This is a genomic window from Streptomyces montanisoli (assembly GCF_017813245.1).
GTDB lineage: Bacteria > Actinomycetota > Actinomycetes > Streptomycetales > Streptomycetaceae > Streptomyces > Streptomyces montanisoli.
The window spans coordinates 1-8,120 of record NZ_JAGIQL010000230.1; the positions used below are offsets into that span (position 1 = coordinate 1).

Consider the following 8,120-nt stretch of genomic DNA (forward strand, 5'->3'; position numbering starts at 1 on the left):
CCCCCCCCCCCCCCCCCCCCCCCCCCCCCCCCCCCCCCCCCCCCCCCCCCCCCCCCCCCCCCCCCCCCCCCCCCCCCCCCCCCCCCCCCCCCCCCCCCCCCCCCCCCCCCCCCCCCCCCTCTCTCCGCGGGGAGCCGCCCCCCCGGCATCCCCGCCGCCCGGGCCCCCGCGCCCGCCCCCCCCGACCCCCGGGGGGCCCCCCCCGCGGGGGGGCCCCCCCGCGCCCCGGGCCCCCCCGGGCGGGTGCGGCCCGCCGCGTGGGCGCCACCCGGGGCCGCCGTCAGCACCGGTTGGAGTAGCCCGCCGCGCAGGCGGCCCACAAGGGGCGTGGCGAGGCGGCTGAGGATCCTGCTGGTCAGGTACGCGACCGGCACGGCGATCACGGCGGCGCCGACCACGTCGTGCGGGTAGTGGTCGCCGAGGTAGACGCGGGTGAAGCTCTCGAAGACGGCGAAGGCCGCGGTGACCACCGCGAGGCGCCGGTCGAGCAGCCACAGCGCGGCCACCGTGGCGAACGCCGTGGTGGTGTGGCCGCTGGGGAACGCGTAGTCGCTGCGTACGGGGCACGGGTCGACGAAGTACGCGTGCGGCACCGAGTAGCACGGCCGCACCTCGGCGACGGCCTTCTTGATGACCTCCGCGACCGCGAACGCGACCACCACCGCCACCGGGGCGGCCAGGGCGCGCGTCAGGGAGAGCGTGTCGCGCCGGCGCGCGTTCCAGAAGCCGATGACCATGAGCACCGCGAAGACGCCGAGTCCCGCGTTGGTCCACCAGTCGAGCGGGCCGTTCAGCCACCGGGTCGACTTCGCGATGCCGGTGACCGACGTGAACAGCGAGCCGTCGATGGACGAGCCGTCGAAGGCGAGCTGGACGGTGGAATGGAGGGTCATCGGGCCAGTCTCCCAAGGGCGGAAAGAGCGTACGGGTCCGGCCCGTCACTCGCCGGGCGTGAGGGCGCGGAAGTGCGCCGGACGCGGCACGGCGTGCGGATGTGGCAGACTCGGCGATCAATCAACTTCTACACGATGGTAGAAGTTCCCTGGGACTTTAGACGATGCCGGGAGGCGGGCCAACTCTTGAACGCCGGACCTGCCCCCGGGGAACGGGAACGCCGTCCTGGCGGGGCGCTGGAGGCCGAGGTGCTCGCCGTGCTGCAGTCGTCGCCGCGTGCGCTGACCCCCGGCGAGGTGGGCCGCCGCCTCGGCGAGGGGCTCGCCTACACCACCGTGGTGACGGTGCTCTCCCGGATGTTCGACAAGGGGCTGCTGACCCGCGGCAAGCGCAGCCGTGCGTACGCGTACGCACCGGTCGCGGACGGGCACGGGCTGACCGCCCGCAGGATGCGGCAGGAACTGGAGGCCGACTCGGACCACGAGGCAGTGCTCACCCGGTTCGTCGCGGACCTGTCGGACCGGGACGAGGGGCTGCTACGGCAGCTGCTCGGGGAGGTGCCCGAGGCCCCCGAGGGCGCGTGAGTCCCGGGGTGAGCCCCCGGGTGAGCCCCGGGGGCGCCTGAGCACCGGCCGGGAACGTCAGGCGAGGTCGGCGAGCAGCCGGGCGAACGGGACGACCTCGTCCGCCGCCTCGCCGTCCGCCGCCTCGCCGCCCTCCGCGCGCGCCGGCGGAACGGTCGCCGCCGGAACGGTCGCGGCGGGCGCCACGCCCACCGTGCCCGTCGTACCCCTCGTGCGGCCCAGCAGCTGCGCGAACTCGCGCGACGCCCGCGCCACGCGCCCCGGCAGGCCGCCCGCGTGGGTGTCCGCGCCGGCGCCCCAGTCGTCGGTCGCCGCGAAGACCGCCGTCGGCAGCGTCAGCGCGTGCAGGTACGAGAACAGCGGCCGCAGCGCGTGCTCGACGACCAGGGAGTGGCGCGCGGTGCCACCCGTCGCGGCGAGCAGCACGGGCGTGCCGGTCAGCGCGTCCGGCTCGACCAGGTCGAAGAAGGACTTGAACAGCCCGCTGTAGGACCCGGCGAACACGGGCGTGGCGACGATCAGCCCGTCCGCGTCCGACACCGCCTCCAGGGCCTCCCGCAGCGCCTGCGACGGCCACCCGGAGACGACGTTGCCCGCGATGTCCATGGCCAGGTCGCGCAGTTCGACGACGCGTACGTCCGCGTCCAGGTGTTCGCTCACGCCCGCCACCAGGCGGTCCGTGAGCAGCCTCGTCGACGAGGGCTTGCCGACGCCCGCCGTAACGGCGACCAGCCTCGTGCGGTTCACATCCCTCGTGTCCGTGTCCGTGTCCGCGTCCGTGTTCATGTCCTTGTCCTTTCGACGGCCGGGTGGGCGGGCGGCCCGTCCGGGACGTCCGCCGGGCGGCCGGAGGCGAACTCCTTGCGCAGCACCGGGACGACCTCCTCGCCCAGCAGGTCGAGCTGTTCCAGGACGGTCTTGAGCGGTAGCCCCGCGTGGTCCATCAGGAAGAGCTGGCGCTGGTAGTGGCCGAACGTCTCGCGGAAGGACAGCGTCTTCTCGATGACCTCCTGCGGGCTGCCGACGGTCAGCGGCGTCTGCTCGGTGAACTCCTCCAGCGACGGGCCGTGCCCGTAGACGGGCGCGTTGTCGAAGTACGGGCGGAACTCGCGCACCGCGTCCTGCGACCTCGCCCGCATGAACACCTGCCCGCCGAGCCCGACGATCGCCTGCTCGGGCGTGCCGTGCCCGTAGTGCGCGTACCGCCGCCTGTACAGCTCGATCAGCTTCTGGAAGTGGCCCTTGGGCCAGAAGATGTTGTTGGCGAAGAAGCCGTCGCCGTAGTAGGCGGCCTGCTCCGCGATCTCCGGGGACCTGATGGAGCCGTGCCAGACGAACGGGGGCACGCCGTCGAGCGGGCGCGGCGTCGAGGTGAAGCCCTGGAGCGGGGTGCGGAACTTGCCCGTCCAGTCGACCACGTCCTGTCTCCACAGCCTGTGGAGGAGCGCGTAGTTCTCCACGGCGAGGGGGATGCCCTCCCGGATGTCCTTGCCGAACCAGGGGTAGACGGGGCCCGTGTTGCCGCGGCCCATCATGAGGTCGACGCGGCCGCCCGCCAGGTGCTGGAGCATGGCGAAGTCCTCGGCGATCTTCACCGGGTCGTTCGTCGTGATCAGCGTCGTGGACGTGGACAGGACGAGCCGCTCGGTCCGCGCCGCGATGTAGCCCAGCATGGTCGTGGGCGACGAGGGGACGAACGGCGGGTTGTGGTGCTCGCCTGTGGCGAAGACGTCGAGGCCGACCTCCTCCGCCTTGCGCGCGATGGCGACCATCGCCTCGATCCGCTCGTGCTCGCTCGGCGTACGTCCGGTGGTCGGGTCGGCGGTCACGTCACCGACGGTGAAGATCCCGAACTCCATCGCGCACTCATCCCTTCCGCGCTCCGTGGCCGGCCGGACCGGCCGCCGCATTGGTTGAACGTTGAACTACCCGGGACAACGGAAGCACCCCGTCCCCTATTCCCGCCGCGCCCGCAAGCGCCGCCGCGCGGCGGCGCCCGCCGCCCGCTCACCCGCGGTGTCTACACTTGCGCACCTGCGATCGTCGCTCATCGATCGTTTCCCAGCCCGGTGCCCGGACCGAAGGGTGATTGGTGCCTTGATATCCATCGAAGCTGTCAGCAAGAGGTATCCCGACGGCACCGTCGCCGTCGACGGTCTCTCCCTGGAGGTCCCCGACCGGTCCATCACCGTTCTCGTCGGCCCGTCCGGCTGCGGCAAGACCACGACGCTCCGCATGATCAACCGCATGATCGAGCTCACCGGCGGCAGGATCCTCATCGACGGCGAGGACATCCAGCACAAGCCCGTCAACGCGCTCCGCAGGTCCATGGGTTACGTGATCCAGAACGCGGGCCTCTTCCAGCACCGCACGATCGCCGACAACATCGGCACCGTGCCGCGCATGCTCGGCTGGTCCAAGGCCAAGGCGCGGGAGCGCTCCATGGAGCTGATGGAGCGCGTCGGCCTCGACACGTCCATGGCCAAGCGCTACCCGTACCAGCTCTCCGGCGGCCAGCAGCAGCGCGTCGGCGTCGCACGCGCCCTCGCCGCCGACCCGCCGGTGCTGCTCATGGACGAGCCGTTCTCCGCCGTCGACCCCGTGGTGCGGCGCGGCCTCCAGGAGGAGTTGCTGCGCATCCAGGAGGAGCTCGGCAAGACCATCGTCTTCGTCACGCACGACATAGACGAGGCGATACGCGTCGGCGACATGATCGCTGTGCTGCGCACGGGCGGCAGGCTGGCCCAGTACGCGCCGCCGGACCAGCTGCTGTCCACGCCCGCCGACGCGGCCGTCGAGGACTTCCTCGGCGCCGACCGCGGCATACGCGGCCTGTCCTTCTTCGGCACGGACGCGCTCACCGTCGACCCGGGCGGCATCGTCGCCTCCGACGCCACCGCGCAGCAGGTCTCCTCCCGCGCCACCGAGGGGCTGGGGCACCTCCTCGTCGTCGGGGTCGACGGCCGGCCGCTCGGCTGGGCCGACGCGGCGCGGCTGCGCGAGTCCGGCGCCGCGGCCGCGGGGCCCAAGGGCGGCCCGGCACAGCTGCTGCCGCACGGGCAGGCGTTCCGGCACGGCGAGGACTCGCTGCGCGTCGCGCTCGACTGCGCGGTCCTCTCGCCGACCGGCTGGGCCGTCGCCGTGGACGGCGAGGGCCGCGCCGTCGGCGTCGTCTCGCAGGAGCAGATAGCCGCCGCGATACGCGCGGCCCACAGCCAGCGCGGCACGGCGCCCGTGGACGTGGGAGCCGCTCGATGAACAACGGCTTCTTCAACATGCCGAGCGACCTCCAGCACTCCTACCTGGGGCTCATCGGCCTCCACCTGCAGGAAGCGCTGCTGCCCGTCGCCATCGGCCTCCTGCTCTCGCTGCCCATCGCGCAGCTGTGCGTACGCTTCAAGTGGCTCTACCCGCCCGTCCTGTGGGCCACCACCGTGCTCTACGCGATTCCGTCGCTCGCGTTCTTCGTCGTCCTCATCGACTACACCGGGCAGACCAAGACCACGGTCGTCATCCCCCTCAGCCTCTACAGCCTCGTCGTGCTCGTGCCCGCGATCGTGGACGGGGTGCGGTCCGTGTCCCCCGAGACGCACGCGGCGGCCGTGGCGATGGGCATCGGGCCCGTGCGCCGCTACCTCCAGGTCGAGCTGCCGATCGCGGTGCCCGCCATCTTCGCCGGCCTGCGCGTCGCGACGGTCTCCAGCATCAGCCTGGTCAGCGTCGGCGCGCTCATCGGCAACCAGGGCGCGCTCGGCAACCTCCTGCAGGACGCGATGACCTTCCACCGGCCGATCTACGCGGTCAGCTCCGTGGTCACCACGGCCGTACTCGCGATCCTCGCCGACACCGCGCTCGTCCTGGTGCGCGTGGCGCTGACGCCGTGGCTGCCCAAGAGCGGCAGGCGCGCGCTGCGCGGCCGCGACCGCGCGAACGGCGACGCCGGCGCGGACCGCGGCGCGGGCAAAGGCCCCGCCACGGGTGAGCCGCTCGACGGCGGCACGACCGACGTCAGGCCCACCGCGGGGAGCACGCTGTGACCGTCATCCACTTCATCACCGCGTTCTTCTCCGACGGCGCGCACTGGCACGGCTACGACGGCATCCCCACCCGCCTCGTCGAGCACGTCGAGTTCTCGCTCATCGCGCTCGGCATCGCCGCGGCCGTCGGCCTGCCCATCGGCCTGCTCACCGGGCACTACGGGCGCGGCGGCAACGCGCTCGCCCTGCTGGCGACGGCCGCACGCGCGCTGCCCAGCTTCGGCCTGCTGGTGCTGCTGTTCGTGCTGATGGGGCTGAGCAAGCTGCCGGTGCTGATCCCGCTGGTGGTGCTGGCCATCCCGCCGATCCTCGTCACCACGTACGAGGCGGTGCGCACCGTCGACCCGCCGCCGGTGGACGCCGCGCGCGGCATGGGCATGCACTCGATGAAGATCCTCTTCCAGGTCGAACTGCCGGTCGCGCTCCCGCTGATCCTCAGCGGTCTGAGGTCGGCGGCGATCCAGGTGGTGTCGACCGCGACCATCGCCGCGTACGTGAGCTTCGGCGGCGTGGGCCGGTACATCATCGACGGGCTCTACCAGCGCAACTACGAGAAGGTGGTCGGCGGCGCAACGCTCGTGGCGGCGCTCGCCCTCGCCACGCTGGGGCTGTTCGGTCTCGCGTCGCGCTTCGCGGTGTCGCGGGGCGTGCGGCAGCGCTGAACACGGCGGCGCTGAACGCCGCCGCGCCGGGCGCTCGCGAGGTGGGAGACCTCGCGGGCGCCCGGCGCGTTTCGCTGTGTGCCGTTCCGGCGGCGGGCTCAGGCGTTCAGGCGCGGCCCTGTGCCCGTTCCACGCGTTCCAGGGCCAGTTCGAGGACGACGAGCAGCGTGTCGCGCACGGAGCCGCGCTCGCGCGCGTCGAACACCGTCACCGGCACGTGGTCGGAGACGTCGAGCGCCCAGCGGACCTCGTCCAGCTCGTACTCGACCTTGCCGTCGAACGCGTTGAGCGCGACGGCGAACGGGATGTCGCGGTTCTCGAAGTAGTCGACGGCCGCGTAGCAGTCGTCGAGGCGTCTCGCGTCGACGATCACCAGGCCGCCGAGCGCCCCCTCCACGACGTCGTCCCACATGAACCCGAACCGCTCCTGACCGGGCGTGCCGAACAGGTAGAGCTTCAGCGTCGGGTCGAGGGTGATGCAGCCGAAGTCCATGGCGACCGTCGTGGTCGTCTTCTCCGGGGTGTGGCTCAGGTCGTCGACGCCCGCGGCGACCGTCGTGATCGCGGCCTCCGTGGTCAGCGGCTCGATCTCGGAGATCGACGCGACGGTCGTCGTCTTGCCGACGCCGAAGCCCCCCGCGATCACCATCTTCACGGGCAGCGGCGGCTGCTGGACGGCCGCGTCGGCGGCGCCGGGAGAGCCGGCGGCACCGGCGGCGCCGGGGGACACCGTGCCTGACGGGTCAGCCTTCACGGAGGAACCCCCTGGAGTCGGGGACGGTGCGGAGACCATCGATCACCCTTCGAAGAACAGAGGCGTCCTGGGCGGCGTTCGCCCGGGGCACATAGACCCGCAGGCGCCCCTGGGCGCGCAGGTCGTCGGCGAGTACACGGACCACGTTGAGGTGCAGCCGCAGCCGTGCGGCGAGCTCCGCGAGCGACTGCGGGCGACGGCAGGCCGCGATGATCTCGCGGTGCTCGGACGCGAAGGAGTCGAGCGCGGCGAGCCCGCCCGACGTCGCGACGACCTGCGTCTCGATCGGGATGGGCGGGCCCTTGCTCGTACCCGCCGTGCCCGCGACCCGGCCCGCGGTCAGCAGGAAGGGACGCACGGCCGAGGCACGGCCCCCGCCGTCCTCGTCCAGCGCGCCGTCCCCCTCGACCGGTTCCTCACCAGCCACCTTCACGATCCCTCCCGGGGCGCCCGGTCCGCCCGGCCCGGCGGAGTGCGGCCGTTTCCGGTCACCTGGTCGGTGAAACGCCCACATTGTTCTTCAGTTCCAGCACCAGCTGCGGGCTGAGGGCCGCGCCGACGCGGTTGGCGAAGAGCGTCATCTCGTAGGCGATGTTGCCGAGCTTCGCCTCCTTGGAGGCGACGACCCCGAGCACGGCGCCGTTGCCGATCGCCGAGACCAGTACGTGCCCGCTCTCCAGATCGATGATCACCTTGTTGAGCCCGCCGAGTCCGTAGTTGCCGGACGCGCCCATGGCCAGGCTCGTGATGCCCGACACGATCGCGGCGAGCCGCTCCGAGTCGGCCGGCGCGTCCCGCCGTGACACGGCGATCAGCAGCCCGTCGGACGAGACGGCGATGGCGTCCACGACGCCCGCCGTCTCGGTGGCGAACCGGTTCAGCAGCCAGGTGAAGTCCGCGGCCGCGGCTTGTACGTCGGTGGGTTCCGGCGGATTCTGCCCCGCGTCACCTGTCCACATCGTCACTGGCCTCTCTGTGCATTCCCTGCGATTGCGGTTTCTGCTGTCTCTGCGGACGTTGTCTCTGCGGACGTTCCGGGGGCGCGTCGCGGTGGGCGCGCTGCACGGCCGCCTCGAACTCGTCGATGGCGTCGCGCGCGGCCTGCGCGTCGGCGGGCCGCCAGGCTCGCGGGACCGTGCGCGGCAGCTCGTCCGCGAACCGGCCGCGCCCTTGCAGCGTCGCGCCGCGC

11 protein-coding genes are annotated in these 8,120 nt (G+C 72.8%); 4 read left to right on the forward strand and 7 right to left on the reverse strand.

Features of this window, described 5'->3' with window-relative positions; translation table 11 throughout:
* The coding region (locus tag JFN87_RS30560) for a phosphatase PAP2 family protein (protein ID WP_209345360.1) at positions 1-893 on the reverse strand (893 nt) is incomplete at its 3' end.
* 186 nt (positions 894-1,079) lie between these two features.
* Here JFN87_RS30560 and JFN87_RS30565 point away from each other — a divergent pair.
* Positions 1,080-1,478, forward strand: a complete 399-nt coding sequence (locus JFN87_RS30565; RefSeq protein ID WP_245182566.1) for a BlaI/MecI/CopY family transcriptional regulator — start codon at positions 1,080-1,082, stop codon at positions 1,476-1,478.
* 57 nt (positions 1,479-1,535) lie between these two features.
* On the opposite strand, the gene JFN87_RS30570 is transcribed toward JFN87_RS30565, so the two are convergent.
* A complete protein-coding gene (locus JFN87_RS30570) occupies positions 1,536-2,264 on the reverse strand; it encodes a CE1759 family FMN reductase (RefSeq protein WP_209345364.1) in 729 nt (242 codons plus the stop codon).
* Positions 2,261-3,337 carry an LLM class flavin-dependent oxidoreductase gene (locus JFN87_RS30575; protein ID WP_209345366.1) on the reverse strand — a complete coding sequence of 359 codons (1,077 nt, stop codon included), beginning with the start codon at positions 3,335-3,337 and terminating at the stop codon, positions 2,261-2,263. Before JFN87_RS30575 ends, JFN87_RS30570 begins: the two co-directional genes overlap by 4 nt.
* Before the next feature lie 238 nt (positions 3,338-3,575).
* Here JFN87_RS30575 and JFN87_RS30580 point away from each other — a divergent pair, with 238 nt between their 5' ends.
* Genes JFN87_RS30580 through JFN87_RS30590 form a run of 3 tightly spaced genes read left to right on the forward strand, consistent with a single transcriptional unit; the run spans position 3,576 to position 6,177 of the window.
* Entirely contained in the window at positions 3,576-4,736 is a 1,161-nt protein-coding gene (locus JFN87_RS30580) for an ABC transporter ATP-binding protein (protein ID WP_209345368.1), read from the forward strand.
* Complete coding sequence (locus JFN87_RS30585; protein ID WP_209345370.1) at positions 4,733-5,515, forward strand: ABC transporter permease; 783 nt, start codon at positions 4,733-4,735, stop codon at positions 5,513-5,515. The genes JFN87_RS30580 and JFN87_RS30585 overlap by 4 nt, the downstream gene beginning before the upstream one ends.
* Positions 5,512-6,177 (forward strand): ABC transporter permease, encoded by a 666-nt coding sequence (locus JFN87_RS30590; protein ID WP_209345372.1) that lies wholly within the window; start codon positions 5,512-5,514, stop codon positions 6,175-6,177. Before JFN87_RS30585 ends, JFN87_RS30590 begins: the two co-directional genes overlap by 4 nt.
* Before the next feature lie 106 nt (positions 6,178-6,283).
* Here JFN87_RS30590 and JFN87_RS30595 read toward each other — a convergent pair whose 3' ends face one another.
* The 4 genes from JFN87_RS30595 to JFN87_RS30610 all read right to left on the reverse strand — a co-directional run.
* Positions 6,284-6,970 (reverse strand): GTP-binding protein, encoded by a 687-nt coding sequence (locus tag JFN87_RS30595; protein ID WP_209345374.1) that lies wholly within the window; start codon positions 6,968-6,970, stop codon positions 6,284-6,286.
* A complete protein-coding gene (locus tag JFN87_RS30600; RefSeq protein ID WP_307865657.1) occupies positions 6,921-7,358 on the reverse strand; it encodes a DUF742 domain-containing protein in 438 nt (145 codons plus the stop codon). The genes JFN87_RS30595 and JFN87_RS30600 overlap by 50 nt, the downstream gene beginning before the upstream one ends.
* A gap of 61 nt (positions 7,359-7,419) precedes the next feature.
* Complete coding sequence (locus tag JFN87_RS30605; protein WP_209345380.1) at positions 7,420-7,890, reverse strand: roadblock/LC7 domain-containing protein; 471 nt, start codon at positions 7,888-7,890, stop codon at positions 7,420-7,422.
* The coding region (locus JFN87_RS30610; RefSeq protein WP_209345378.1) for a hypothetical protein at positions 7,877-8,120 on the reverse strand (244 nt) is incomplete at its 5' end. The genes JFN87_RS30605 and JFN87_RS30610, both read right to left, overlap by 14 nt.